The 25,836-nt window shown below is 74.0% G+C and carries 19 protein-coding genes; 12 read left to right on the top strand and 7 right to left on the bottom strand.

Annotation, left to right across the window (positions count from 1 at the left end):
* Window positions 1-150 precede the first annotated feature (150 nt).
* Together ACZ4WH_RS27840 and ACZ4WH_RS27835 are read right to left on the bottom strand one after the other, a co-directional pair.
* Entirely contained in the window at window positions 151-2,505 is a 2,355-nt protein-coding gene (locus ACZ4WH_RS27840; RefSeq protein WP_468185429.1) for a glycoside hydrolase family 65 protein, read from the bottom strand.
* On the bottom strand, window positions 2,502-3,242 hold the full coding sequence (locus tag ACZ4WH_RS27835; protein WP_468185426.1) for an HAD family hydrolase: 741 nt from the start codon (window positions 3,240-3,242) through the stop codon (window positions 2,502-2,504). Before ACZ4WH_RS27835 ends, ACZ4WH_RS27840 begins: the two co-directional genes overlap by 4 nt.
* Window positions 3,243-3,326: 84 nt before the next feature.
* On the opposite strand from ACZ4WH_RS27835, the gene ACZ4WH_RS27830 reads away from it, so the two are divergent.
* The 6 genes from ACZ4WH_RS27830 (at window position 3,327) to ACZ4WH_RS27805 (ending at window position 12,254) form a co-directional block, all read left to right on the top strand.
* Window positions 3,327-3,977 (top strand): nucleoside/nucleotide kinase family protein, encoded by a 651-nt coding sequence (locus tag ACZ4WH_RS27830; protein ID WP_468185423.1) that lies wholly within the window; start codon window positions 3,327-3,329, stop codon window positions 3,975-3,977.
* Window positions 3,978-4,204: 227 nt separating this feature from the next.
* On the top strand, window positions 4,205-6,112 hold the full coding sequence (locus ACZ4WH_RS27825) for a phosphatase PAP2 family protein (protein ID WP_468185421.1): 1,908 nt from the start codon (window positions 4,205-4,207) through the stop codon (window positions 6,110-6,112).
* Between the two features lie 92 nt (window positions 6,113-6,204).
* Entirely contained in the window at window positions 6,205-7,932 is a 1,728-nt protein-coding gene (locus ACZ4WH_RS27820) for an ArnT family glycosyltransferase (protein ID WP_468185515.1), read from the top strand.
* Between the two features lie 78 nt (window positions 7,933-8,010).
* A complete protein-coding gene (locus ACZ4WH_RS27815) occupies window positions 8,011-8,928 on the top strand; it encodes a MurR/RpiR family transcriptional regulator (protein WP_468185419.1) in 918 nt (305 codons plus the stop codon).
* A 410-nt stretch (window positions 8,929-9,338) separates the two neighbouring features.
* Entirely contained in the window at window positions 9,339-9,719 is a 381-nt protein-coding gene (locus ACZ4WH_RS27810; RefSeq protein ID WP_468185417.1) for a hypothetical protein, read from the top strand.
* Between the two features lie 114 nt (window positions 9,720-9,833).
* Window positions 9,834-12,254 carry a SpoIIE family protein phosphatase gene (locus tag ACZ4WH_RS27805; protein WP_468185414.1) on the top strand — a complete coding sequence of 807 codons (2,421 nt, stop codon included), beginning with the start codon at window positions 9,834-9,836 and terminating at the stop codon, window positions 12,252-12,254.
* Between the two features lie 38 nt (window positions 12,255-12,292).
* Here ACZ4WH_RS27805 and ACZ4WH_RS27800 read toward each other — a convergent pair whose 3' ends face one another.
* The 4 genes from ACZ4WH_RS27800 to ACZ4WH_RS27785 all read right to left on the bottom strand — a co-directional run bounded on the left by ACZ4WH_RS27800 (window position 12,293) and on the right by ACZ4WH_RS27785 (window position 17,695).
* Entirely contained in the window at window positions 12,293-12,814 is a 522-nt protein-coding gene (locus ACZ4WH_RS27800; protein ID WP_468185412.1) for a flavin reductase family protein, read from the bottom strand.
* 76 nt (window positions 12,815-12,890) lie between these two features.
* Window positions 12,891-13,586 (bottom strand): peptidoglycan-binding protein, encoded by a 696-nt coding sequence (locus tag ACZ4WH_RS27795; protein ID WP_468185410.1) that lies wholly within the window; start codon window positions 13,584-13,586, stop codon window positions 12,891-12,893.
* A gap of 117 nt (window positions 13,587-13,703) precedes the next feature.
* Window positions 13,704-15,938, bottom strand: coding sequence for a S9 family peptidase (locus tag ACZ4WH_RS27790; RefSeq protein ID WP_468185407.1), 2,235 nt, complete (start codon window positions 15,936-15,938; stop codon window positions 13,704-13,706).
* Entirely contained in the window at window positions 15,911-17,695 is a 1,785-nt protein-coding gene (locus ACZ4WH_RS27785) for an N-acetylglutaminylglutamine amidotransferase (RefSeq protein ID WP_468185404.1), read from the bottom strand. The genes ACZ4WH_RS27790 and ACZ4WH_RS27785 overlap by 28 nt, the downstream gene beginning before the upstream one ends.
* A gap of 225 nt (window positions 17,696-17,920) precedes the next feature.
* On the opposite strand from ACZ4WH_RS27785, the gene ACZ4WH_RS27780 reads away from it, so the two are divergent.
* Complete coding sequence (locus ACZ4WH_RS27780) at window positions 17,921-18,505, top strand: DUF488 domain-containing protein (RefSeq protein WP_468185401.1); 585 nt, start codon at window positions 17,921-17,923, stop codon at window positions 18,503-18,505.
* Window positions 18,506-18,762: 257 nt separating this feature from the next.
* Window positions 18,763-19,071 (top strand): hypothetical protein, encoded by a 309-nt coding sequence (locus ACZ4WH_RS27775; protein ID WP_468185398.1) that lies wholly within the window; start codon window positions 18,763-18,765, stop codon window positions 19,069-19,071.
* Between the two features lie 114 nt (window positions 19,072-19,185).
* On the opposite strand, the gene ACZ4WH_RS27770 is transcribed toward ACZ4WH_RS27775, so the two are convergent.
* On the bottom strand, window positions 19,186-20,028 hold the full coding sequence (locus ACZ4WH_RS27770; RefSeq protein ID WP_468185396.1) for an ATP-grasp domain-containing protein: 843 nt from the start codon (window positions 20,026-20,028) through the stop codon (window positions 19,186-19,188).
* Window positions 20,029-20,355: 327 nt separating this feature from the next.
* Here ACZ4WH_RS27770 and ACZ4WH_RS27765 point away from each other — a divergent pair, with 327 nt between their 5' ends.
* The 4 genes from ACZ4WH_RS27765 (at window position 20,356) to ACZ4WH_RS27750 (ending at window position 25,831) form a co-directional block, all read left to right on the top strand.
* Window positions 20,356-21,102: a TetR family transcriptional regulator gene (locus tag ACZ4WH_RS27765; RefSeq protein WP_468185393.1), complete on the top strand. Its 747-nt coding sequence runs from the start codon at window positions 20,356-20,358 to the stop codon at window positions 21,100-21,102.
* 158 nt (window positions 21,103-21,260) lie between these two features.
* On the top strand, window positions 21,261-21,674 hold the full coding sequence (locus ACZ4WH_RS27760; RefSeq protein ID WP_468185391.1) for a Zn-ribbon domain-containing OB-fold protein: 414 nt from the start codon (window positions 21,261-21,263) through the stop codon (window positions 21,672-21,674).
* Between the two features lie 106 nt (window positions 21,675-21,780).
* The gene (locus ACZ4WH_RS27755) at window positions 21,781-22,911 is read left to right on the top strand and encodes an NAD(P)/FAD-dependent oxidoreductase (protein ID WP_468185389.1); all 1,131 of its coding nucleotides are present in this window, start codon (window positions 21,781-21,783) and stop codon (window positions 22,909-22,911) included.
* A 157-nt stretch (window positions 22,912-23,068) separates the two neighbouring features.
* Window positions 23,069-25,831, top strand: coding sequence for a hypothetical protein (locus ACZ4WH_RS27750; RefSeq protein ID WP_468185387.1), 2,763 nt, complete (start codon window positions 23,069-23,071; stop codon window positions 25,829-25,831).
* The last annotated feature ends 5 nt before the right edge of the window (window positions 25,832-25,836 follow it).

The raw sequence follows: 25,836 nt of genomic DNA, 5'->3' as shown, positions 1-25,836 counted from the left end.
CTCAGGAGTTCGCCGTGCTGAACCGCGCGGAAGCACCCGCCTGCACTCACCCGCCGACCGCCCCGCGGCCACGGTCACCCGGCACCCGGCACCCTCACTGCCCCCAACCAGCCCCGGACGACAGCCGCTCGCCCCCCCGCAAGCGCCCCCTCACCCACCACCCGGCTCCCGATGCGCCGGCTGTTCCGGCGTGGGGCGTTGCGGTGCCGGGGGTACCGCGCGGACGGCCGGGTCGTCGGTGCTGAGCGTCAGCGGCTCGCCGTGGTGGCGGAGTGTCAGCGGTGGGCCGTCCAGGAGCGCGTACGTCACCTTGTCCGCGCCGATGTCCACGCGCAGCCTGCGCCCGCGGAACTGGACGTTGAAGGCGAGGCGGCGCAACCGCTCGGGCAGGCGGGGTGCGAAGCGCAGCCGGTCGCCGTCGCGCCGCATGCCGCCGAAGCCCGCGACCAGGGCCATCCAGGTGCCGGCGAGCGAGGCGATGTGCAGCCCGTCCCGGGTGTTGTGCTCCAGGTCCTGGAGGTCCATCAGCGCGGCCTCCGCGGTGTAGGCGTAGGCGAGGTCCAGGTGGCCGGTCTGCGCGGCGATGACGGCCTGGCAGCAGGCGGACAGGGAGGAGTCGCGGACGGTCAGCGGCTCGTAGTAGGCGAAGTTCCGGGCGATCTGCTCCTCGTCGTGCTCCTGCTCGAACCAGTCGCCGCAGGTGTACATGGCCAGCACCAGGTCGGCCTGTTTGACGACCTGCTTGCGGTAGAGGTCGAAGTAGGGGAAGTGGAGCAGCAGCGGGTACTGGTCGGGGCGGGTGCCGTCGAAGTCCCAGCGCTGGTAGCGGGTGAAGCCGGCGTGCTGTTCGTGGACGCCGAGTTCGGCGTTGTAGGGGATGTGCATGGCGTCGGCGGCGTCCCGCCAGGCCGCGCTCTCCTCCTCGTCCACCCCGAGCCGCCGCGCCTCGTCCGGGTGGCGTTCGACCGCGTCGGCCGCGGCGCGCAGGTTCTGGCGGGCCATCAGGTTGGTGTAGGTGTTGTCGTCGGCGACCGCGCTGTACTCGTCGGGTCCGGTGACGCCGTCGAGGTGGAAGACGCCGTGGGTGTCGTGGTGGCCGAGCGAGCGCCACAGCCGGGCCGTCTCCACCAGCAGTTCGACGCCGGTCTCCCGCTCGAAGGCGGTGTCGCCGGTGGCCTCGACGTACCGTACGACGGCGTCGGCTATGCCGGCGTTGACGTGGAAGGCGGCGGTGCCGGCCGGCCAGTACGCGGAGCCCTCCGGTCCGGCGATGGTCCGCCAGGGGAACGCGGCGCCGGCGAGCCCCAGTTGGGCCGCGCGTTCCCGGGCTTCGTCGAGGGTGTTGTACCGCCAGCGCAGTGCCTCGGCGACGGCGGCGGGCGCGGTGTGGGTGAGCACGGGCAGCACGAACATCTCGGTGTCCCAGAAGGCGTGCCCGTCGTAGCCGGAGCCGGTCAGGCCCTTCGCCGGGATCGCGCGCTGCTCGGCCCGGGCGCCGGCCTGAAGGACGTGGAACAGCGCGAACCGGACGGCCTGCTGGATCTCCTCGTCGCCCTCCACCTCGACGTCGGCGCGGGCCCAGAAGTCGTCCAGGCAGGCCCGCTGGTCGTCGAGCAGGCCCTGCCAGCCGTCGTGCCCGGCGGCGGCGAGCGCGGCGTCGACCTGGTCGGCCATCGCGGGCAGCGACCGGGTGCCGGACCAGCCGTGGGCGACCAGCTTCTCCATCCGCAGCGTCTGTCCGGGTTCCAGCACGGAGGTGACGGTCAGCCGGGCCACGTCGATGCCGCTCTCGCTGCGGCTGGTGGTGCGTTCGGGTCCGGTGACGGTGTGGTCGGCGGCCACGGCGACCCTGAGGCCGCTGCGCCGGGTGCGGTGCACCAGCCGCAGCCGGTTGCCGGAGGCGAAGCCGTCCTCCTGCTCCAGCGGGGACTTCAGCGCCTTCGCCGTTCGCGGGTCGCCGTCGGGATCGGGCAGGCTCTCGTTGGCGACCAGCTCCGACTGGATCACCACCCGGCTGCGGCTGCCGACGGCCTCCACCTCGTACGCCACGGCGGCCACCGCCCGCTGGGTCAGCGAGACCAGCCGGGTGGAGCGCACCCGGACCGTGGAGCCGGCCGGGGAGGTCCACTCGCAGGTCCGCTCCAGCACGCCCCGGCTCAGGTCCAGGACGCGTTCGTGGGCGACGAGCCGGCCGTAGCGCAGGTCGAACGGTTCGTCGTCCACCAGCAGCCGGATGATCTTGCCGTTGGTGACGTCGATGACGGTCTGCCCGGACTCCGGGTAGCCGTAGCCGGCCTCCGCGTACGGCAGCGGGTGCACCTCGTGCACGCCGTTGAGGTAGCTGCCGGGCAGGCCGTGCGGTTCGCCCTCGTCCAGGTTGCCGCGCCAGCCGACGTGTCCGTTGGAGAGGGCGAACACCGACTCGCTCTGGGCGAGGACGTCGAGGTCGAGGGCGGTCTCCCGGACGGTCCACGGTTCGACGGCGTAGGAGCGGTCGGTGATCACTGCTTGCCTCCCAGTTCGGCCAGGTCCTTGACGACGGTGTCGGCGCCGTGCGCGTACAGCGCGTCGGTCTGACCCACCCGGTCCACGCCGACGACATAGCCGAAGCCGCCGGCGCGGCCGGCGTCCATGCCGGCCAGCGCGTCCTCGAAGACGGCCGCGCGGGACGCCTCGGCGCCGAGGTCGCGGGCGGCGGCGAGGAAGGTGTCGGGGTGCGGCTTGCCGGGCAGGTTCCGCTCGACGGCCACCACGCCGTCGATCCGTACGTCGAAGAAGTGCTCGGCGCCGACCGCGCGCAGCACGTCCCGGCAGTTGGCGCTGGAGGAGACGATCGCGGTGCGCAGCCCTGCGGCGCGGACCGCCTCCAGATACCGCAGGGTGCCGTCGTAGGCCTCGACCCCGCCGGTGCGGATCTTCTCCAGCAGCAGTTCGTTCTTGCGGTTGCCGAGGCCGTGCACGGTCCGGGCGTCCGGTGGATCGTCCGGGCCGCCTTCGGGGAGGTGGATGCCGCGTGAGGCGAGGAAGGCGCGGACGCCGTCGGCGCGGGGGCGGCCGTCGACGTACTCGTCGTAGTCGGTGACGGCGTCGAACGGCCGCCCCTGTTCGCCCTCGTGGTCACGCAGGAAGGCGTCGAACGTCTCCTTCCAGGCCGCCGCGTGCACGACGGCGGTCTTGGTGACGACCCCGTCGAGGTCGAAGAGACAGGCCTGGATGGTGTCGGGCAGACCGAGCTGAGTCATATCCGGACTGTTCCCCGCGAAGTGGCCCTCCAGTGGGTGGCGCACGCCACACTCCCGGTGGACGGCGGGTGCCACACTCTCTGTGTGCCGCTGACCTTCGACGACCTCCTCGGCCGTGCCCGCGCTCTTCCCCGGGACGGCCGGCGCGCCCTGCTCGGCATCGCGGGCAGCCCCGGTGCGGGCAAGACGACGCTGGCCGAGCGCCTGGTGGACGCGCTGAACGGCGACGGCCCGCCCTGGGTGGCGCATGTGCCGATGGACGGCTTCCATCTCGCGGACGCCGAGCTGGACCGGCTGGGCCGCCGGGATCGCAAGGGCGCGCCGGACACCTTCGACGCGGCCGGGTACGCGGCGCTGCTGCGGCGGCTGCGCGAGGAGACCGGCGAGGTGGTGTACGCGCCGGGGTTCGAGCGGGTGCTGGAGCAGCCGCTCGCGGGCGCGATCCCGGTGCCGCCCGAGGCCCGGCTGGTGGTGACGGAGGGGAACTACCTGCTGCTGCGGGAGGGTTCGTGGGCGCGGGTGTGGCCGTGTCTGGACGAGGTGTGGTTCTGCGAGATCGCCGAGGAGGAGCGGATCCGCCGGCTGGTCGCCCGGCACGAGGAGTTCGGCAAGGACCATACGGCGGCCGTGGCCTGGGTGCTGGGCTCGGACCAGCGCAACGCCGACCTGGTGGCGACGACACGGGAGCGGGCGGATCTGGTGGTGCCGGCCGGCGTGCTGCTCCCCGCGGGCTGACGTTCCGCCGCGGCGGGACCATGGCCCGGCCGGGTTCGATTCTGTGAGCCCTGGCCCGCGCGTTCACCCACTGCACGCGCGCCCGCCATCGAAGCCTCCCCGGCGGGACACGAACCGGCCCTAGATATGCATCCGTTCACCTTCTCGCTCCTGCATTTCTCCCGGGATCGCACAACTTCGCACATCGGCACGGTCGTTCCCGGAGACTCTTTTTGAGAGGCACAGGCATGCCGTCATCTGCCGGGCACCGCTCCGCCGTACTGAACCGGCGCGGTTTTCTCACGACCTCGCTGGCCGCGTCGGCGGGAGTGCTCGCCGCGCCGGCCGTCGCCGTCCGGCTGCCGGCTGCCGACGCCAAGGCCGCGACCGCGCCGGCCGCCTTCGTGGACGACTACCGGACCAACACGCTCGCCAACCTGACACCCGAGACCAACGCGGTCGTCCGCGTCCTCGGCGGCTTCGGCCGGCTGTGGAAGACCGGCTCCGCCTGGAACACCGGCACCGCGCTGTCCCCCGAGATCCTGCGCGCCAACATGCGCTACTGCGCCCGGATCACGGCCGAGCGCACCGACGCGCAGGCGAAGGAGGCGTTCGTCCACGACCGCCAGCACCAGAGCTACGCCCTGATCGCCGGCCTCGGCCCGCTGGCCGGCCCGTACCGGACGGGCGCGAAGGCGGTCACCTCGATCACGAGCGCGCCCGACGGCACCCCGGCGACCACCGTCAGCGACGCCGTCCCGGCGGACGCCCCGGCGGGCTCGGCTCTCGGAGCGGGCGCGCACGACTCGGCGCTGGGCAAGGTCGCGGAACTGGTCGACACCGTGCGCGGCCCGTACGCCTCCGGCAACCCGGCCAAGTACGCCTACCAGTACCCGCGGCCCTGGCGGCTGACCGAGGACAGCGAGGTCGTCGACACCGGCCGGACGGACGCGTTCGGCTTCCCGGTGTACGACTCCCCCGTCGTCGTGGCCCCGCAGCTGCTGCGCCAGCGCGGCACCTCCCCGGCCGACGACGGCGGCTTCCCCAGCGGCCACACCAACGCCTTCCACCTGGCCGCGCTGGCGTACGCGTACGCCGTGCCGGAGCGCTTCCAGGAGCTGGTGACGCGGGCGTTCGAGCTGAGCCACAGCCGGATCGTGGCCGGCATGCACCATACGGTCGACGTCATCGGCGGCCGGATCATGGCGACCGCGCTCGCCGCGGCCACGCTCGCCGACCCGGCCAACGCCGGGCTGAAGGCCGACGCCCGCGCCCAGGCGCTGGCCTACCTCACGGAGCGGACCGGGACGACCGCCGACACGCTGTACGCCTACGCCCACCCGGCCGACGACCCGTACGCCGACCGGGACGCGGGCCGGCGGGCGGTGCGGCACCGGCTGACGTACGTCCTCCCCCGGCAGGGCCGCGACCTGCCGCTGACCGTGCCGAAGGGCGCGGAGGTGCTGCTGGAGACCCGGCTGCCGTACCTGACCGCGGACCAGCGCCGCGAGGTACTGCGCACCACCGGGCTGCCCTCCGGGTACGCGCTGCTCGACGGGTTCGAGCAGTGGGGGCGGCTGGACCTGTTCGCCGCGGCGGACGGCTACGGCGCCTTCGACGCGGGCGTCACCGTCACCATGGACGCGGCGGCCGGCGGTTTCTCGGCGGCCGACAGCTGGCGCAACGACATCGACGGGCGCGGCGGACTGACCAAGCGGGGCACGGGCACGCTGACGCTGACCGGCCGCAACCGGTACGCGGGCGGGACCGTCCTGGCCGAGGGCACGCTGGTGGCCGGCTCCCAGGACGCGCTCGGGCACGGGGACGCGCGGGTGACGGGCGGCACGCTGCGCGTGACCGGGCGGCTGCGGGTGCGCGGCGCCTGGGCCCAGGACGCGGGCACGCTGGAGGTGACCCTGCGGGCCGGCGGCAAGGCACCGCTGACCGTCGGGCACCGGGCCGTGCTCGGCGGGCCGGCCGTGCTGGCGCTGCGGCTGGACACCGAACGGCCGCCGGTCGCGGGCAACACGCTGCCGGTCCTCGCCGCACCCCGGCTGGCCGGGCGGTTCCAGCGGATCGAGGTGAACTCCGACCGGCTGCGGGCCGTACCCGTGTACACGGCAGAAGGTCTGTCGGTGCGACTCGTGCGGCGGTGACGGCGGCGGGGGCGGGAGCGGTGCGACAGTAGGCCCATGATCCGGCCCCTGTGCCCTCCCGCACCCGCACGGCCGGTTCCGCCGTGGGACGGATGATGGCGCGCGAACAGCACCCGGTCCTCACCCCCGAGGCTCCCGCAGCGGGCCCGGTACGGCAGGGCACGTCACAGCGGTGGGCCCGGCCGCTCCGGCACCGGCGGTGGCTGCCGCCGCTCCTGGTCGTCCTGCTGCTCGCGCAGATGGCCTTCGCGATGGTCACCACGGCGGTGCAGCAGACCCCCACCATCGACGAGCCGGTGTACGTCGCCACGGCCACCGACTACCTGCGCGAGCACCGGCTGCGCTACAACCCCGAGCATCCGCCGCTCGGGAAGCTGCTGATCGCGGTCGGGGTGGCGGTGGCGGACCCGCACTACGACCCCTCGTACACCGGCAGCCAGGGGCAGGTGGGCCGGCATCTGCTGTACGAGTCGGGCAACGACCCCTGGCGGGTGATGCTGTGGGCGCGGCTGCCGGTGATCGCGCTGACGCTGCTGTGCGGGCTGGTCGTGCTCGCGTTCGCCCGGGACCTGACGGGTACGGCGGGCGGCCTGGTCGCGCTCGCCCTGTACGCGTTCTCGCCCGATGTGATCGCGCACGGTTCCCTGGCCACGCTGGACCTGCCGGCGGCCGGATTCGTCCTGACGGCGGCCTGGCTGACGTGGCGAGCCCGGCGCCGCCCCGTCCTGTACCTGCCGCTGGCGGGGGCGGCGCTGGGCGCGGCCACGGCGACCAAGATGAGCGCCCTGCCGGCCGTGCCGGTGCTGATGGGGCTGGCGGCGGTGTCCGCCCTGACGGCGCACCGGTCCGCCCCGGCCTCGGCTCGGTGGCCCCTCCCGTGGCTGACGGCGCGGCGGCCGGTGGTGTCGGCGCTGGTGGGTGCCGTCGTCGTCGCGGTCGTGGCCGTCGCCGTGGTGTGGGTGGCGTATCTGGTCGTCGACCCGCGGCTGCGGTTCGAGCCCGCCGAGCCGGTGCCGGGTGTGCGGGGGCTGCGGGCGCGGCTGGCGGAGCTGTTGCCGGTGCCGCCGGCGTACCGGGCGGGGATGCGGGTGCAGTTCGGCCTGGAGCGGCAGCCCTGGCAGGGGTATCTGTTCGGGCACCTGTACACCGGCTCGCTCTGGTACTACCTGCCGGCCGCGTTGCTGGTGAAGACCCCGCTCGGGCTGCTGGCGCTGGGCGCGGCCGGTGCCGTCGCGGCCGTGGCGGTACGGCGGCTGCGCCCCGCGGCGCCGTACCTGCTGGTGCCGCCCCTCGTGCTGCTGGCGGCGGCGATGACGGGATCACGGGACTTCGGCACCCGGTACGCGCTGTTCGTGCCGGTGTTCCTCGCGGTGGCGGCGGCCTGCGTGCTCGCACTCCGGTGGCGGTGGCGCGGGCTCCTGACGGGCGTCCTGGTGCTGTGGGTGGCGGTGAGTTCGCTGCGGACGTTCCCGTACTACCTCCCGTACGCCAACGAGGCGTTCGGCGGCCCGGCGCACACCCACCGGCTGCTGCACGACTCGAACGTGGACTGGGGCCAGGACCTGGGCCGGCTCGCCGACCGGCTCCGGGAGCGGTACCCGGGCGAGCGGGTGTGGCTGGTGTACAAGGGCAGCGGCGTCCCGTCGTACTACGGCATCCACGCCGCCGATCCGCGCACGGTGCCGCGGGAGCGGGTGCACGGGCTGCTGGTGGTGTCGGACTCCGCCGCCGCCAAGGCGCGCGGCCGGCTCGCCGAGCTGCTGGCGAGCAGCCGGCCGGTCGGCGAAGTGGGCCGTTCCATCGGCCTGTACCGGCGGTGAGCCCGCCGTCTCAACCCCCTGGTGACGACGGTCGGTGAGCTATGTTGAGTGCTCGTGGCAGACAAAGGAGGCCGACCGGTGCCCTCGCCGCAGCAGGCACGCGCACAGGCATCAGCGATCACGTCGGGCAGGACGGTACCCGCGGCCGAGGCCGCTCCGACCTCCCGGCTGAGGGAACTCTTCGACGGCCCCCGTCTGTCGCCGGGGCAGCGGCGCATCGCCCAGTACCTGATCGAGCACATCACCGAGGCCGCGTTCCTGTCGATCACCGAGCTGGCCGACCGGGTCGGGGTCAGCCAGCCCTCCGTCACCCGCTTCGCAGCCGCCGTCGGCTTCAGCGGCTACCCGGCGCTGCGCGAGAAGCTCCAGTCGATCGCGCTGAGCAGCCTCGCCGGCGGGCCGGGCGAGGAGAACCGGGCCAACGAGTTGCAGGCGGCCGTCGACGCCGAGATCGAGAACCTGGAGAACCTGCGGCGGGACTTCGCCGACCCCGACCGGGTCATCCACGTCGGCCGCGAGCTGTCCCGGTCGGCCCCGTTGACCGTGCTGGGCCTGCGGATCTCGGTGTCGCTGGCCGAGTACTTCGGTTACGCGGCCCGCCGTATCCATCCGGACGTGCGGCTGGTGACCCGCGGCGGCAGCGTGGCCTACGACGCGCTGCTCCAGTCCCGCGAGGCCGGCGGCAGCTGGGTGCTGGCCTTCGCGATGCCCCGGCACTCCCAGGAGACGCTGCACGCCGTCCGGGTGGCGCGCGGCGCCGGTCTGAAGGTCGCCCTGGTGACCGACCTGGCGCTCGGGCCGCTGGCCGACGAGGCCGACGTCACCTTCGCCACGGGCACCGGGTCCCGGCTGGTCTTCGACTCGTACGCCGCGCCCGGCGTGCTGGCGGCGGCGCTGCTCCAGGCCATGACCGACGCCGATCCGGAGCGCACCCAGGCCCGGCTGGAGAAGTACGAGCAGCTCTCCGACCAGCACCAGTTCTTCCTCAAGGACTGAGCGCCGGCCTGGGCGGCCGATCCTTCCGCCCGCTACGGGCATCCGTGAAGATCTTGCGGTCACCCCCGCCATGGACGGGGATGATTCACCTCATATCGCGCATGAATGTTTTCATGCGTCTTGCAAACCGGTCGGCATATATAAATACTGCTCGGCGGACTCCCCTCGCCACCGCCCCGAGAAAGCCGACGGACCGCCCATGCGCACGCACCACCGCACGCAGCGCCGGTTCCCCGCGCCCGGGGCCCGCGCACGGACACCCTCTGCCGCCGTCCCCTACCCACGTCGGCGTCCGGGGTGTACCGGGGCGCGTCGTCTGCGCGACGCGCCCGTGGCGGCCCCGGTCATCCCCTAGACCGGGGCCGCCCCGAACCCGTCGACCACCCTCACGACGCCGCACACCGGAAGCGATGGACATGCCTCTGACCAGCACGCGCATCAGCCCAGACTGGCCCTGTCAGGTCAAGACGCCGGGCTCCTACGACTGGGAGCGCTCGGCCGCCAAGTGGCTGCGCGAGCTGATCCCCGCGCGCTACGCCAGCTACCCGGCGCTCATCCGGCACCCGGTCCTGCTGGCCCGGCACGCGCAGATCCAGGTGCAGCAGGAGATCCGGGTCGCCCGGACCGCCCTCCAGACCGCGCGGGCCGAACTGCCCGTGCTCGGACTGCCCGAATCGGTGATCGAGCACACGATCAAGCTGTATGCGGCGGAGGTGTTGCAGTTGCAGCACATCGCGCGCAGCGTCCGGGTGGTCAGCGAGGCCCTGGCCGCCCGCGGCACGACCCGCTGACCTGCCCGGGCCCCTCCCCCGCCCGCCGCTTCCCCTGCCGCTTCCCGAGCCGCCGATCCTGTCCACCGGTCGTGTGAATCCGGACCCGGCAGACGAGTGATCGAACGGGCCCGGATGTGCAATGCTCGTCGCGTGACGAGCGAGCCTCTGCCTCCGGTGGACCGTGAGACCAGCGCGGATCTTGCGGCGCTGGCCAAGGTCGTGGCCCGGCAGCGCGCCGAGATGGAACGGCTGCGGGACCTGGCCGCCACCTCCGCGGTCGTGGAGCGGGCCAAGGGCGTGCTGATGGCCGTCACCTCATGTACCCCGGACGCCGCCCACCAAGAGCTGGTCCAGCGCGCCAAGGACGGCAACCGCACCCTCCTCGAACAGTGCTGGCTCACCCTGGGCGCCCTGCCGCCCCGGCAGCAGCCCGGCGCGCCCGCCGCCCCGCCCGCCGCCGTCCGCTCCCGGGAGGGCGTGCCCGCCGGTACCACCGACCTCACCGACGTCCTGGGCCACATCGGCCGCGACCTGCTCCGCGTCGGCTCGCCGCACGAGCTGGCCGGATGCCTGCTGGACCACCTCGCGTCCGAGGCGGGGGCCGACGCCGTGATGCTGTACGAGCGGCTGCCCGAGGGCGGGCTCGGACTGATCGGGTACGCCGGCATCGACCCCACCCTCGCCGCCCAGTGGCGCCAGCTCCCCCCGGTGACCAGCGTGGCAGCACTGGACGCCCTGGAGTCCGGGGAGCCGCGCTGGCTGGAGAACATCGACCTCGACCGCACCCGGTACCCGCTCATCGGCGATCCGCCGGAGCGGTGGCTCACCCGGGCCTGGCTGCCGGTGCCGGCCGGGGGCACCGCGTGCGCCGCCCTCGGCGTGCTGCGCCGGCGCCGCGAGCCGTTCGCACGGCGCGAGCGGGAGCTGCTGCGGGCCGTGGCCCGGCTGTGCGCGGGCCGGCTGCGGGCCTTCGACAGCCCGCGCGGCGACGCGCCCGCGGACGTCTCCCAGACCGTGCAGGCGGTGTTCGACGCGCTGCCGGGCGCGGCGATCCTGCTGACCCCGCTGCGCGCCCCCTCCGGCGAGGTGGAGGACTACATCATCGACGCCGCCACCCCGGAGGCGGTCGACGTGTTCGGCCGCACCGGCCAGGACATGGTCGGCAGGCGTGTCCTGGAGAGCTACCCGTCGGTCGCGGGCGAACCGCTGTGGCGGGGCTATCTCCAGGCCCTCCAGACCGGAGTGCCCTTCGAGGGCGAGCCGTTCGCCTACCAGGACGTGGTCGGCGAGGTGCCCGTGACCGCCACCTACACGGTGCGGGCCGCTCCGCTGGGCGAGCGTCTGGTGGTGACCTGGCTGCGGCACGACCCGGTGGACCGCCAGGAGCAGCGCCTGGCCGACGTGCAGCGGCTCGGCAACCTCGGCTGGGCGAACTGGAACCTGATCACCCAGGAGACCTCCTGGGCCGCACAGACGTACGCCGTGCTCGGCCTGCACCCCGGGCAGCGGCCGGCCCGCCTGGAGGAGCTGCCCGACCTGGTACTGGCCGACGACACGGGGCCGCTGGCCCACGCGATCGCCGAACTCGTCTCCCACGGCCGCCCGTTCGACGTGCCCTTCCGGATGGAGACGCCCGAGGGGGTCCGGCATCTGCGGATGGTCGCGGAGGCCGTCATGGCGCCCGACGGCGCCCCGGTCGAGGTGCACGGCTTCGTCCAGGACCTCACCGCGCAACGCAGCGCGGAACTCGCGCTCGTGGAGAGCGAACGCGCGATACTGCTCCAGCGCGGCATCCTCCAGGCCGAACGGGCCCTGGCGGCCCGGCTCCAGCACGCCCTGCTGCCGCTGCCCAGCAAGCCGGTGCGGCTGGCCGGGCTGCGCATCGAGGTCGCCTACCTGCCCGCGCAGGCCGGCATCCACGTCGGCGGCGACTGGTTCAGCGCCGTCGAACTGCCCGACTACGACGCGCTGTTCGTGGTCGGCGACGTGGCCGGCCACGGCATCGACGCCGTGGCCACCATGGCCCAGCTCAGGTTCACCGCGAAGGGCATGGTCAGCACCGGCTCCTCGCTCACCGGGGCGCTGGCACGGCTCAACCAGCTGCTCCTGCACTCCCGCGACAGCCAGATCACCGCCACCATGATCCTCGCCCGCTACAACCCCGACGAGCAGGTCCTCACCTGGACGCAGGCCGGGCACCCGCCGCCGCTCCTGGTGCGCCGGGGCGAGGTCCGCTTCCTCGACCGGCCCGGCGGCATGCTGCTCGGCGCGACAGCCGCCCCCGCCTACGAGTCACGGGAACTGCGGCTGGAACCCGGGGACCGGCTCCTGCTCTACACGGACGGCCTGGTGGAACGCCCCGGCGAGGGCCTCGACGCGGGCTTCGACCGGCTGGCCGAGGCGGTGCGCGCCCACGGCTGCGGTGAGTCCGGCTCCCTGGACGCGCTGCTCGCGACGATGCTGGCGGACGACCGGCGCGACGATGTGTGCGTGCTGGACATCCGGATGCCTCTGGAGGATGTGCAGGACGGGGCGGAGGCGGCGGAGGGTTAGCGAGCGGCGGCGTCCGGGAGGCGGGGTGCGCTCAATACTCAGTCCACGGGGTGGCCGGCGTCGATGGCGACGGCGTCGGAGAGCCGCAGCAGGGGCCCGCTGCGGCCCTCGCCCCACTCGACCGGATCCAGCACGAAGCCGACGTGGTCGCCGCCGTCGGTGCGCTGAAGGATAACGCCGACGAACCAGGCCGCCGCGTCCTCCAGGACGGCGGCGCCGCCGTGCCCCTCCCGCCAGGCGAGCCGCGCGAACTTGTCGACCTCGTCGCCCGTCTCGCCGCCGAAGAGTTCCGCCAGGTCCCGCTGGTCTCGGGTGAGCAGATGGACGGCGAGGAACTGCGCGGCCCGGGCGACCCGGTAGGTGCGGTTGACCTTGGACAGCCATACGGCGAACCGGGGCGGCTGGATGGAGCACTGCGAGGCGAAGCCGACCAGACAGCCGGCGCGCCTGCCGCTCGCCACGGCGGTCACCACGCACATGTCCGGGTCCAGCCGGTCGAAGAACCCGTCCGGTTCCGGGGGTCGCGCCTGCCGGCCCCGCGTGCCGCTCTCGTCCGCCATGCCGCTCCGCTCCCGTCCGCCGCCGCCCGGCCCGCGCGCCGACCGTGCGGTGGTCCTCGTGTGCCCGGTGTGCCGCTCATGAATCGTCGCCGAAGCCGGTGCGGGACTCCAGCGCACGGCGCGTGTCGTTCCCGTAGACGCCCGTCTCGTCGCCGCTGATGCCGTACCAGAGCTGGAAGCGGGCCACGGCCTGGGTGAGCGTGGCGTCGTAGGTGCCGCTGGTGGAGCCGTCGCGGTAGACGTCCGGGATGCGCAGCAGGCGTTGCTGGAGGTCGGCGACCTCGGGGCCGGTGTCGCCCTGACGGAGGGTGCCGGGGCCGTCGGGGTCGGGCGCGGTGGCGGGGGTCGTGGGTTCGGCCGACGTGGGTTCGGCCGATGTGGTGGGGGTCGACGGGCCGCCCGGTGCGGTGGCGGGCGGGGCGGTCGTGGCCGGCGGGGCGGGGCGGGCGGTCGCGGCGGCCTGCTGGCGGCCGGGGAGGAGCAGGGCGCAGCCGAAGCCGACGAGGGCCGCCGCCGCCACGGCCACGACCACGGCGGCCCGGCGCCGGCCCGGGCTCAGGCCGGGGGCGCCGGTGGCGGGGGTGCCCGAGGGGGGAGTGACCGAGGCGGGTACGGGTGGGAGTTCCTGGGTGTCGTCCTCATAGGCCACCGGATCGGGCCCGATCTCCCGCATGAGTTCCGCGAGGGCGTCGAAGCGGCGTAGTCGCAGGACCCTGACGGGTTCCAGGACCGGTCCGGGCGGCGGCTGTTCGGGGTCGGGCGGTGTCGGCACCTGGCTCTCCTTCCGTCCCGTGGGTGGGGCGGGGCTTGCGCAGCCCGCGTGGTGAGATACGGCGCCCACGGCGGCCTCGTTCAGGCGTCCCCGCTCATCCCTGACGGGGCAGCGGGTTCACGCGTGGAGGTGCCGTTGCATCCAGTCGGCCGCGGCGCGGCGGAACAGGCGCCGGTTGTCCGCGCGCAGGAAGTCGTGCCCTTCGTCGCGCAGGGTCAGCAGTTCCGCGTGGACGCCCCGCTCCCGCGCGGCCCGTACGAACTGCTGGGACTCCCCCGGTGGCACGTTGGTGTCGTGTTCGCCGTGGACGGCCAGCAGCGGGACGCGCAGCGCGTCGATGCGGTTCAACGGCGACAGGGCACGCAGCAGCTCACGGTCGCGCTCCGGGTGGCCGTACTTGTGCGCCGCCGATTCCGCGATCCACGGTTCCGTACCGGCGAAGAAGGTGAGGAAGTCGGACATGCCGCAGACGGCGACCCCGGTGCGGAACAGGTCCGGGTGCCACACGAGGGAGGCGAACGTGAGGTAGCCGCCGTACGAGCGGCCCATGACCGCGAGCCGCGTCGGGTCGGCGGGGCCCGCGGTGACCGCGTGGACCGCGCAGTCCGCGACGTCGTCGAGGGCGGCGAAGCGGCCCGCGCCCAGGTCGGCGTCGACGAACGAGCGGCCGTGCCCCAGGGAGCCCCGGACGTCGGGCGCGAAGACGTCCAGGCCACGCCCGACCAGCTCGTGGTAGAGCGGGTTGAACACCGGGCGTTCCTGTTCCTCCGGTCCCCCGTGCAGGTGGATCACGCAGGGTGCCGGTTCGTCCGGGGCGCGCCCCGGCGCCCTGTAGTACCAGCCGCTCAGGGGCAGCCCGTCCCGCGCGGTCAGGCGCACGGGGACGGGGCGTACCGGTGGGCGGCCCGGCGGGACGGCGTCCTCGTCCTGGGAGGACCACGGGGTACGCAGCAGGGACACGCCTTCGTGGGCCCACCAGACGCCCGGTCGGCGCTGCGACCCGGACAGCGCGAGCAGCAGGCGCCCGGCACCGGCGGCGGTCACGCGGGTGACGACCTCGTGGGGCAGGTCCAGCGGCCTGGCCGGGCCCGTGCCGCCCGGGGCCCGCGCCGTCGGGAAGGTCTCGACGAGTTCCAGCTCGCTCGCGCCTCGCACGTTCCACGCGAGCGCGGCGGTGCGGCCGTCCTGGGCCAGCGCCAGGAGCTCCAGGTCGCTTTCCGCACGCCCCGCCGCGACCGACACCGCGTGCGGCCCGCCGTCGGCGTCCAGGGCCACCGCGAGGAGGGCCGCGTACTCGCGGTCGTTGTCGCTGCGCAGCCACAGCGTCCGCGCGTCCGGGGAGAACCGGCCGATCCATGGATCGCCGTCGGCGACCGGCACGGCGAGGGTGGTCACCGAGTCGGCGGTGCGCAGGACGACCGCCTCGCGCCGTCCGCGCGGCCCCCGGCGCAGCAGCGCGAGGCCGCCGTCATGACTGAGGTCGCACGCGCGCAGGGAGGCGGCGTGGGTCTCGGTGGTGAGCAGGACGGGCGAGGCAAGACCGTCGGGATCGATCAGGTAGACCGACAGGCCGCCGTCGGGCCGGGCCGCCGGCGCCGTGCTGCCGGTCGGCGTCCCGTCCGGCGCTGTCCCCGAGGCCGCGTCGTACGCGGCCGGGCCGAGGAGCGTGGCGTGACCGTCCCGCTCCGCCCAGTCGGCCGCCGGGCGCGTGTCGGCGAGCCGGTCGTCCGCCGGTACGGAGTGCGTCAGGGTCTGCCTCGCGAGGCCTCCGTACGCGGCGGCGGCCGGAGCCGCGACGGTGACGGCGATGGCCGAGCCGTCGTGCGCCCAGCAGCCCAGGTAGGCAGTACTGGCCGGATCGGCCCCCGCCAGGATGCGGCGGCCGGTGCCGTCGGGCCGCACGCAGAGCACCCGTGAGTGCTCACCGCCCCCGGGCGCCGTGGTGTACGCGATCCAGCGGCCGTCCGGTGACCAGGACACCTCCTTGACCGGATCCGGCGAGGAGTCGAGCAGCCGCACCTCGTCACCGTCGACGGGCCCGGCCCACAGCTGGGGGACGCCTCCCCGGTCGCAGATGAAAGCCGCCTCGCTGCCGTCGGCGTTCGCGGAGGGGTACCAGCAGCCGTGCGCGCGCAGCCGTGTCACCGCGTCTCGCGGGCCGCCCGCCTCGGGCAACGGCACCGGCGCGGGGGCGGCGGCACAGGCGGCGCCGAGGAGGTCCGCCGTCCGACGGTCCGGGGCGCGGGTGGGGCCCGGACCGGATGGTTCCGGCCGGGTGAGGGCGGACGCCGGCCCGTACGCCGCCCGCGTGCCCCGCTCGTCGGTCACTTGATTCCGTGGGTCTGCAGCCATATCTCCAGCACAGCGATCTGCCAGAGCGCGTTCGCGCCCCGCCTGGTCCGGTGCTCGTCGGGCGCCCTGAGCAGGTCCGCCACGTACGCGTCCCGGTACACACCGCGTCGCCTGGCCTCCGGTGCCTCCAGTGCCTCACGCACGCGCCGCAGCACGGGACCGGCCATGTGCCGGATGGCCGGCACGGGGAAGTACCCCTTGGGGCGGTCGACGACCTCCTGGGGCAGGAGCTTTCGGCCCGCCTCCTTCAGCACGCCCTTGCCGCCGTCGGCCAGTTTGAGTTCCGGCGGGCAGGCCGCCGCCAGCTCGACCAGTTCGTGGTCCAGGAACGGCACCCGGGCCTCCAGGCCCCAGGCCATCGTCATGTTGTCGACCCGCTTGACGGGGTCGTCGACGAGCATGACGTGCGTGTCCAGCCGAAGAGCGGCGTCCAGCGCCGTCTCCGCCCCCGGTCGCGCCATGTGCTCCCGTACGAAGCGTCCCGAGACGTCCTCGTGAGGCAGCATCTCGGGCCGCAGTACGTGGGCGAGGTCGGCATGCGGCCGGTCGAAGTAGGTCGCGGCGTACCGCTGCGGCTCGTCCTCGCGGGGGACCGAAGCCAGCCGCGGGTACCAGTGGTAACCGGCGAAGACCTCGTCGGCGCCCTGCCCGCTCTGCACGACCTTCACCTGCTGGGACACCTGCTCGGACAGCAGGTGGAAGGCGACCACGTCGTGGCTGGTCATCGGCTCGCTCATCGCCGCGAACGCCCCGTCCAGAGCCGTCGACACCCGCTCGGAGGGAACCATCAGCCGACGGTGGTCGGTGCCGAACTCCCGGGCCACCAAGTCCGAGTAGCGGAACTCGTCGCCCTCCTCGCCGCCCTCCGTCTCGAACCCGACGCTGAACGTCATCAGGTCCCGCCGGCCCTCGTCGGCCAGCAGCGCGACGATGAGGCTGGAGTCGAGGCCGCCGGAGAGCAGGACACCGACCGGCACGTCGGCCACCGTCCGCCGGCGCACGGCCACGCGCAGCGCGTCCAGCACCGCGTCACGCCATTCGTCCGCTGTCATGCCGGCGTACTCGGGTCGGCGCGTGTAGGACGGCTGCCAGTAACGGTGGTCCCGGTACGTGCCGTCCGGTTCGACGACCCGCACGGTGGCCGGGGGAAGCTTACGCACCCCGTTGAGGACGGTGCGAGGCGCCGCGACCGTGGCATGCCAGCTCAGGTACTGGTGCAGGGCCACCGGATCGAGTGAGGTGTCCACGTCTCCGGCGGCCAGGAGAGCGGGCAGCGTGGAGGCGAAACGGAGCCGGCCCGGCGTCGGCGCCAGGTACAGGGGCTTGATCCCGAGCCGGTCCCGGGCGAGGACGACGCGACCGGTCCGGTGCTCGACGATCGCGAAGGCGAACATGCCGAGGAAACGCTCCACGCACGCGGTGCCCCACTGCCGGTAGGCGTTGAGCACCACCTCCGTGTCCGACGTCGACTCGAAGCGGTGCCCGAGACCGCGCAGCTCCTCCCGCAGCTCCGGATAGTTGTACACGCAGCCGTTGAAGACGCCGGTGACCTCGCCCCGGGCGTCCGTCATGGGCTGGGCTCCGCTGTCCGAGAGGTCGATGATCTTCAGGCGGCGATGTCCCAGCGCGACCGCGCCCCGTCTCCAGGTGCCCTCCCCGTCGGGTCCGCGGTCAGCGAGCCGCTCCGTCATGCGTCCGACGGCCGCCAGGTCCGGCGACCGCCCGTCGAAGCGGACCTCCCCGCTCAGACCGCACATGACGCCCCGCCTCCGTCCGGCGCACCGGCGTGCCCTCCGACGGGGAACTGGGCGGTACTGCGATACATGACGCCCCCTTCTGAAGACGACAGGACGTGTACCGGTGCAGACAGAGACCGGTACTGGGCGGCTGCGGCGGCTTTGTGCGTGTGCGAGTGCCCAGGCCCTGTGCGGGTAAGCCCCGCACCCCGCACTCGACGCGCCGGCACATGGTGCACTCGATGTATGAACCCTGTCCGGACCGATCCCGTCGGCGGGATTTCCGGGTCGTACCCGGAACTGATCACCTTCGGTCACGGCACGGCCGATCGGACGACGCTGGCCGAGCTCCTGCGGGAAGCCGGCGTCACCGCCGTCGTGGACGTCAGGACCGCACCGGGCAGTCGCCGGAACCCGGACCTGTCACGGCAGCGGCTGGCCCGGTGGATGCCCGAGGAGCGAATCGCCTACCGGTGGGAAGGGCGGCTGGGCGGGTGGCGCAAGCCGCCGGCGGACTCACCGGACACCGTCTGGCGCAACGAGTCGTTCCGGGGCTACGCCGCTCACACACGCAGCGCGGAGTTCGTGACCGCGATGGACGGCGTGCTGCGGCAGGCAGACGAGGAGCGGACCGCGGTGATGTGCAGTGAGGCGGTGTGGTGGAGATGCCACCGGCGCCTGATCGCCGACTTCGCCGTACTGGCCCGCGGCGCGCTCGTCCTGCACCTTATGCACGACGGGCGCCTGACGGCGCACAGTCCGACGCCTGGGGTACGCCTTCGCGGTGACGGCCTCCTGGTCTACGACGCCGGTCCGGAGGCAGCCGGGTGAGGTCACCTGCCCGAGCGGCATGGCCGTTCCACGTCCGCGGGCCCGCCGGTGCCGGGCGGGTGTGGCGGGCGCCCGGCAGGGCACGCGTAGTGCGGTCCAGCCGAGTCGAGGACGGTGCCACGATGACCGAGTACGAGCGTTCCCGCATCCCGCCCGCTCGCCGCCTGGTACGCAGCGCCACCGATGGACCGCGTACCCGCCGCACCGGACGGCCGCCTATCGCCGTCACGGCCGGCTGACCGGCTCCGGGGCACGCCATGGCACGCCGAAAGCGGTACGCCGTCGCCGCCTCCGGGCAGTGGACGGACGAGGAGGACGGCCGGCACCGGCTGCCCGCCGGCGAGGTCCACGCGTGGGAGCCGGGCCTGAACCAGACCGTGTGCGGACTGTCCCTCAGCCGCTCCCAGCTGACGCGATTCCCGCACGTCGGCTGGGAGGACACCTTCCCCGAGTCCGGGGGCGCGGCGGACCGGGTGCGGCGGGTGTGCCCGCGGTGCGCGTCCGTCGCCGGACGCCGCGGCGGTGACGCGCGGCCACGCTGGCACCGCACCCGTCCCCGGCCCTGAGGGCCAGATGACGGGCGAGGTGTCGGGGTGCTCGCCGGTCGAGGACGCCGGGCGCCTGCCGGGGAGAGCCGGGCACGCGTACGCGAGGAGGGCGAAAGCCACGGCTGACGACCGTCAGGCCGGGACGGGCACCCCCTGCGCGAAGCGGCTCAGGGACGCCGTCAACGCGGTGACGAAGGCGTCCCTGGCCTCCTCCGGGAGCGCGTCCAGGGACAAGTACGGGTTGAGGTCCTCCAGTTCGACCAGCAGCAGACCGCCGTCGGGGGCGCGGCAGGCGTCGACGCGCTGGATGCCGTACCCGAGGTCGTTCCAGTCGATGAACCGGCGGGCGAACTCCAGGTCGGCGGCGGTGGCCGGGTACGGTTGCAGCTCCCAGCGGCGCTCGGGGTCGGGGGCGTACAGGGCGTACTGGAAGTCGTCGTCGACGAAGTAGAAGGACACCTCGTAGGCGAAGTCGACGCACGGCTGGATCAGGACGTCCCCGGTGGCGAGTCCGGCGAGCCTGCCGCCGGGGACGATCCGCAGGCCGAGGGAGTCCGCGCCGGACTTCGGCTTCACCACGTACCGCTCGGCGACCGGCAGCCGGTCCAGGTCCTCGGCGCGGTCGACGGTCGGGATCACGGGGAAGCCGGCGGCGGTCAGATCGAGCAGGTACTGCTTCCCGGCCATGTCGGCCTTCCCGGTGAGCGGGTTGTACACCCGCGTCCCGGCGGCGAGCGCCTGCGCCCGGAAGGCGTCGTACTCCTTCCGGTAGCCGAGGACGGGCCCGCTGTTGCGGACGACGACGGCGTCGAAGCCGTCCATCAGCGCCGCCGCGTCCAGCGGATGGCACAGGGCCAGGTCGAGGTGGGCGCGCAGCCGGGAGGTGAGGTGGATGTCCTCGTCGCAGTAGCGGCGCCCGCGGGCCTGGTACGCCAGGTCGGTGACGTAGAGCAGGCGGGGGCGGGCGGCGGGCATGGGGGCTCCTCGGGGCGGCGCAGGGGGCTGCGGGTGTGGTGCGGGTGGGTGGTGCGGGTGCGATGGTGCGGGGCCGGTGTCGGCGGCGTCTCCGTCGGTGGCGTCTCCGTCGGTGGCGGTGGCGGTGGCGGTGGCGGTGGCGGAGAAAGGTTACGCCGCAGGGTGCGGCGACTTTCGGCCACCCCGGCTACCACCCGCCTCCCGCCCCTCTCCTCCCAGCCCGTTCGGGCCGCTCCAAGGTGACCTCAGAAGCACTCAGTTCCCCCGGAATGGCGCTCGCGCTGCACTGAGTGTCACGAATCCGGTCCGGGTGCTACGTTCCCGTCCATGAGCTCCAGCAGCGCGGTGCCGGCCGCGAAGCCGCCGATCCGGGACGCCCTGGTGGCGGCGGCTTTCCGGCTCTTCCTGGAACGCGGGTACGAGCAGACCACCGTGGACGACATCGTGGCCCTGGCCGGGGTCGGCCGGCGTTCGTTCTTCCGCTACTTCCCCTCCAAGGAGGACGTGGTCTTTCCCGACCACGAGCGCTGCCTGGCCGACATGACCGCCTTCCTCGCGGCCGGCGGCGCGGAGCACGAGCCGGTGCGGCGGGTGTGCGACGCGGCCCGGCTGGTGCTGCGGATGTACGCCGAGAATCCGGCCTTCTCCGTGCAGCGCTACCGCCTCACCCGGCAGGTGCCGGGGCTGCGCGCCTACGAGCTGTCGGTGGTGTGGCGCTACGAGCGGGCGCTCGCCGAGTATCTGCGCGCCCGGTTCGCGGGGCGTCCCGACGGGACACTGCGCGCCGACGTGATCGCGGCCGCGGTCGTCGCCGCGCACAACAACGCCCTGCGCTCCTGGCTTCGGTCGGACGGGAAGGGCGACCCGGGGGCCGCCGTGGACCATGCGCTGGGCTATGTGCAGAGGACGTTCGGCAGGTCGGCGGATGCCCCGACGACACCCCGCGGGGCCGGCGCGGTGACGACCGGCGCGCAGGCGGGTCAGCCCGACGACGTGGTGGTGCTGGTCTCCCGCCGGGACGCCCCCCTGTGGCGAGTGGTGCAGGAACTGGAGACGGCGCTGGGTCGCGGCTGACTGGGAACAGGGGTAATTAGGGGTACGCAGTGCCTTTACGAGTGACACTCAGTGCCATACTCTGTCGGGCGTGCACGGTGGCACGGCAACCGCGCACACGCGTGCCCTGTCCGCCCCGGGCACGCGGGATTCCGGCCGAGCGCAGGGAGTTGACCAGCGTGTACCACCACTCAGCAAGCACCTCGCATCCGGTGGCCGGTTCCGCGACGGGTGTTCTCGATCCCGCCGCGGACTCCAAGGACGCCATCCTCTTCCAGCGCTGCACCTGGTGCGGCACCGCGATGTACCACCGGCTGCTGTGTCCGGTCTGCCAGGGCAGCGAGCTGCGCACGGAGCGCAGCGAGGGCGTCGGCACGGTCCGCCACTCCACCGTGGTGCACCGCAACACACCGGCGGCGCGCAATGTGTCGCTGATAGAGATGGCCGAGGGGTTCGTCGTACGGGGCCGTGTCATGGGTCCGCCGATCGGCATCCACAGCGGCGACCGGGTCCGGCTGTCCACCGCCAAGGACCCGGTGCGCGGGGAGCCGGTCTTCCAGCTGGTCGACGAGCCGTACCGGGCCTGGACCTGACCGCCGCTCACCGCCGCACGTCACGGGCGCGGTGACGCGCCGTCCGGACCTCGAGCAGTCGCTCGGAGTGCGAGGGCCGCACCACAACCGGAGCGGAGCAGGTTCGGTGTCGGTCGTCGTCGTGGGTGCCGGGATCGTCGGTGCGTCGGTGGCCTACCACCTGGCCCGTCGGGGGGTGCCGGTCACCCTGGTCGAGCGGGAACCCCGGCCTGCCGCCGGGGTGACCGGGGACTCGTTCGCGTGGATAGGGGGCGCGGGCGGCGACTGGCCGGGCGGAGCGGCCCGGTTGCGCGGGTCGGTACTGGCGGACTGGCGCCGGCTGGAGACGGAACTGCCGGACGTACGAGTGCGATGGACGGGTTCGCTGCGCTGGCCGGGCGCGGGGGCGGGAAAGGGACGGGACGCTGACCCGGACGGGCGGAGTTCTCCCTCCGACCACCCGGACAGCGAGGCGGACGAGCCGGCCGCCGCCACCCCGCACAGCCGTCACCGCTCCCCCGGCCGACAGGAGTCCGCGGCGGTCGTGCCGGTAGGTCCCGAGCGGATCGCCGAGCTGGAGCCCCGTCTGCGCGTCCACCCGCCGTACGCCGTGCACACACCCTCCGACGGCGGCGTCGACGCGGTCGCCGTCACCGGGGCCCTGGTGCGGGCGGTGTCGGCGCTCGGCGGGCGAGTCGTTCTCGGGGTGGCCGGTGTGTCGCTGCGGGTCACCGGGGGCCGGGTCACGGGTGTCGACTCGGCTGTCGGCCACTTCCCGGCCTCGGCTGTCGTCCTCGCCGCCGGGACCGGGATCAACGCGCTCGCCGCGCCCCTGGGTGTCCCGCTTCCGATCTCGGTGTCTCCGGCCCGGCTGTTCCGGCTGACCGGGCCGCCGGGGCTGGTGCGGGGCATCGTCGCGGGGCCGGACTTCGAGGTGCGCGAGACCGCACCCGGCCGGCTGCTCATGACTCTGCCCGGGACGTCACCAACGGCCCGGGGCGGGCCGGCAGTCGAGCGGTTGCGGGCCGCCTTCGCCGGGGCGGGGTCGTGTCGGCTCGTCGGCTCCCGTGCCGCCGGTCGCCCCATACCCGCCGAGGGGCCGCTGATCGGCCCGGTGACCCGGGACGGATCCGCGTACGTGGCGGTGACGCACGCGGCGGTGACGTTGGCGCCGACGGTCGGCCGGCTGGTGGCGGACGAGATCGCCACCGGTCGCGGGGTCGCCGAACTGAGCGGCTGCCGACCGCCGTTGGACTAGACGTTCACGACCGAGAAGGCCACGGCTGGATCCCCCTCCCCCACTGTGATCCATCACCTCCCCTCCACAGGCAACCCACAGCCTCCGCTCCCCATCCTCCGGGGCGAGGGACGCCCGGGACTGTCGGGGCGTCCCAGGTCGGTGTTGAGGAGGAACAGTGGTCCGTGCCCGGCGAATACGGGTGACCGCCGCCGCGTTGCTCGCGGTGGCGGGAGCATCCCCGGGGGTGGCAGTCGCCCACCCTCAACCGGCAGCATTAGAAGGGGTGTTGAAGGCGAACGACGGCACGCCGCTGCCGCCGGGGTGGCGGCTGGCCGGCAGCGGCTCGGCGCCGCAGTTGGTGTGGCGGTCGGGCCGGGCGGTGCCGATGGGGGACGCGCGGGTCGAATTCCGGGCCGGGGGACGGCTGTTGGGAGTGCCTCGGCCGGGTGCGGACGGCCACACCTTCCGGCTGTCGCTCGACGGGCGGCAGGCGACGCGGCTGCGCGGGCTGGAAGTCTGGTCCGGCGGGCGGAGGTTGGACGCGCGGGACGCGACCGGTGCCGCGTCGGCGGCGCGGTTGCCGGCGCCGCTGCCCGCGAACGGCGTGGACCCGGGCAAGCCCGGCTCGTACCGCACCAAGACGGGTGAGTACAGCCTGAAGTCGGTGCGGCTGCCGGGGTTCTCGGCGCCGGTGGAGATGCGCGCCGTGGTCGTCGCGCCGGTCGGTGCGTCCGGGAAGCGGCCCCTCGCGCTGTTCCTGCACGGCCGTCACTACACCTGTTACAAGGGGCAGGACATCACCGGTGACTGGCCCTGCAAGGCCGGCACCAAGCCGGTGCCCAGTCACCGTGGCTATCTGCGGGACCAGAAACTGCTCGCCTCGCAGGGCTATATGACCGTGTCGATCTCGGCCAACGGCATCAACGGGCAGGACTTCGCGGCGGAGGACGGCGGCGCGCAGGCACGGTCGTCGCTGGTACGGCTGCACCTGGCCCGCTGGGCCGACTGGGCCGCACACCCGCAGTCCGCGCCGAAGGTGGTCCGCGAGGCGCCCCGCGCCGATCTGTCGCGGGTACTGCTGGTCGGGCACTCGCGCGGCGGCGAGGGCGTCAACCGGGCCGCGTTGGACAGCCTCACCCCGCCGCCCGCCGACCGGGACGGCTATCGCGGGCCGGTGCGCTGGCACATCCGGGGCACGGTCCTGATCGGCCCGACCGTCTTCGGGCAGAACCCGGTGCCGGACGTGCCGTCGACGACGATCCTGCCGGGCTGCGACGGTGACGTCTCCGACCTTCAGGGCGAGGTGTACGTCGACGGCACGCGCGCGGTCGGCAACGGCACCGCCCTGCACAGCGCGGTGTACGTGATCGGCGCCAACCACAACTTCTTCAACTCGGAGTGGACGCCGGGCCAGTCCGCGGCGCCCGCCGACGACGACTTCTCCGACGACCCGCAGCACCACGACCCGGTGTGCGGGAAGCGGGCCGCGACCCGCCTTACCGCCGACCAGCAGCACCGGGCCGGTTCGACGTACGTCGCCGCCGCCGCGCGGCTGTTCCTCGCCGGGGACGACCGGGTACGGCCGCTGCTGGACGGCTCCGGGAAGCGGGCCCCGTCGGCGGACCCGGCGCGGGTGCTGAGCCACGCGGTGGGCGCCCGCCGGAGCGGCGGGTTCCTGCCGGACGGCGGGGTGTCGGTGAGCGGCGGCAAGCGGTGCGCCGCGGTGGACCCGAGCCCGGCCAAGACCTGCCTGGGCACGGGCGCCAAGGGCATCTCGCCGCACTTCGCGCAGTGGGAGACCGACCGGGAGGCGGGCCGGAGCGCGATCGCGGTGCGCTGGACGCGCGCCGGCACGCCGGCCCGGGTGAGCGCGGGGAAGCCGGTGTCGCTGTCCGGTGCCAAGGCGCTGGCGCTGCGGCTGTTCGTGCCGCCGAACTCCCGGGGCACCCAGCTGGACGTGTCGCTGACCGACGCTTCCGGCAAGAAGGCGAAGCTCGGCCGGATCAAGCCCGCCGGGCTGCCCGGCAGTGAACGGACCGCCTCCTACTGGGCGCAGGAGATCCGGGTACCGCTGACGGCGGCCGGCCGGGCCGGGCTCGACCTGGGTTCGGTCAAGTCCCTTGAGCTGACGCCACGTTCGGCGTCCGGGCGGGCCTGGCTCATGGACGCCTGGGGCTGGCGGCCGGGAACGCCGGCGGTGCGCGCGGACGCGCTGCCGCGCGTGGACATCGGCCGCACGACCGTGGACGAGGGTGACTCCGGCGTGCGCACCTACCGGGTCCCGGTTCAGGTGACGGGCCGGGGCGGCAGCGGTCAGGTCCGCGTGTACGTGATCGACCCGGCCACCGGCAAGGCCGGGGACCGGCTGGTGACGGTGCGTCCGGGCGGCCAGGACATCGACGTACCGGTCGAGGTGAAGGGCAACACCCGCTACGGCACCGATGTGTCGTACGACGTGCTGGTCAAGGCGGTCCGGGGTGCGGTCGTCGGCTCCTACCGGGGCGGCATCACCGTCCACGACGACGATCCGGCGCCCACGATGACCGTCACGCCCGTCGCCGGCAAGGTGACCGAGGGGCAGACGCTGAAGTGGCGGGTGTCGCTGTCCGAGGCGGTGGACGTCGACATGGGCGCGCTGTTCGCGGTCGCGCCGGCCACCGCGCCGGAGCTGTCCACGAAGGACGTCCCGGCGAGCTGGCTGCGGGACATCACCGGGGAGAAGCCCGACCCGGAGCGACCGCTGTCCAAGGTGACCGGGTTCTACCTGTGGGCGGACATCCCGGCGGGCAGGACCAGCGCGGAGATCACCCTGCCCACGGTGAAGGACCGGGTCCGGGAGTCCACGGAGTCGGTGCTGTTCCGGCAGATCGACCTGCGGACCGGGGAGCCGCAGGCCGGCGGCCTCGAGCTGTCCGGTTCGGTGCTGAACGCGTCGTAGGACGC

It is taken from the genome of Streptomyces sp. NPDC029138 (genome assembly GCF_055564375.1).
Note: the sequence above shows the minus strand (reverse complement) of the source record. Positions and strands in the feature narration are given on the sequence as shown.

What these genes read in the sequence shown, in the direction of transcription:
- ACZ4WH_RS27835 (WP_468185426.1), bottom strand. Translation starts at nt 3,242, where the DNA reads ATGACTCAGCTCGGTCTGCCCGACACCATCCAGGCCTGTCTCTTCGAC.
- ACZ4WH_RS27825 (WP_468185421.1), top strand. Translation starts at nt 4,205, where the DNA reads ATGCCGTCATCTGCCGGGCACCGCTCCGCCGTACTGAACCGGCGCGGT.
- ACZ4WH_RS27820 (WP_468185515.1), top strand. Translation starts at nt 6,205, where the DNA reads ATGATGGCGCGCGAACAGCACCCGGTCCTCACCCCCGAGGCTCCCGCA.
- ACZ4WH_RS27810 (WP_468185417.1), top strand. Translation starts at nt 9,339, where the DNA reads ATGGACATGCCTCTGACCAGCACGCGCATCAGCCCAGACTGGCCCTGT.
- ACZ4WH_RS27805 (WP_468185414.1), top strand. Translation starts at nt 9,834, where the DNA reads ATGTGCAATGCTCGTCGCGTGACGAGCGAGCCTCTGCCTCCGGTGGAC.
- ACZ4WH_RS27800 (WP_468185412.1), bottom strand. Translation starts at nt 12,814, where the DNA reads ATGGCGGACGAGAGCGGCACGCGGGGCCGGCAGGCGCGACCCCCGGAA.
- ACZ4WH_RS27790 (WP_468185407.1), bottom strand. Translation starts at nt 15,938, where the DNA reads ATGGCTGCAGACCCACGGAATCAAGTGACCGACGAGCGGGGCACGCGG.
- ACZ4WH_RS27785 (WP_468185404.1), bottom strand. Translation starts at nt 17,695, where the DNA reads ATGTGCGGTCTGAGCGGGGAGGTCCGCTTCGACGGGCGGTCGCCGGAC.
- ACZ4WH_RS27780 (WP_468185401.1), top strand. Translation starts at nt 17,921, where the DNA reads ATGAACCCTGTCCGGACCGATCCCGTCGGCGGGATTTCCGGGTCGTAC.
- ACZ4WH_RS27775 (WP_468185398.1), top strand. Translation starts at nt 18,763, where the DNA reads ATGGCACGCCGAAAGCGGTACGCCGTCGCCGCCTCCGGGCAGTGGACG.
- ACZ4WH_RS27770 (WP_468185396.1), bottom strand. Translation starts at nt 20,028, where the DNA reads ATGCCCGCCGCCCGCCCCCGCCTGCTCTACGTCACCGACCTGGCGTAC.
- ACZ4WH_RS27765 (WP_468185393.1), top strand. Translation starts at nt 20,356, where the DNA reads ATGAGCTCCAGCAGCGCGGTGCCGGCCGCGAAGCCGCCGATCCGGGAC.